The organism is Corynebacterium sp. HMSC074E01 (assembly GCF_001808885.1).
Lineage (GTDB): Bacteria > Actinomycetota > Actinomycetes > Mycobacteriales > Mycobacteriaceae > Corynebacterium.
The window spans coordinates 1-216 of record NZ_KV794849.1 but is presented as its reverse complement, the minus strand read 5'-3'; the positions used below and the strand labels follow the sequence as shown (position 1 = coordinate 216).

The following is a 216-nucleotide window of genomic DNA, read 5'->3' as shown; positions in this document are numbered from 1 at the left end:
GATACCGACGGTGACGGCCTGACCGATGGTACTGAGATTGAGATCGGCACCGATCCGAACAACCCGGATACCGACGGTGATGGTCACAACGACGGTGACGAGGTCAAGGACAATAAGGACCCGAAGGACCCAGATTCCTTCCCTGGTGATGACACCGACACCGATGGTGATGGTGTTCCGGATGCCCAGGAGGAAAAGGACGGTACGGATCCGAAC

At 57.4% G+C, this 216-nt stretch carries 1 protein-coding gene; it reads left to right on the top strand.

All coding sequences use genetic code 11. The annotated features are described in order from the left end of the window. The coding region (locus HMPREF2537_RS12830) for a hypothetical protein (RefSeq protein ID WP_371591614.1) at positions 1 to 216 on the top strand (216 nt) is incomplete at both ends.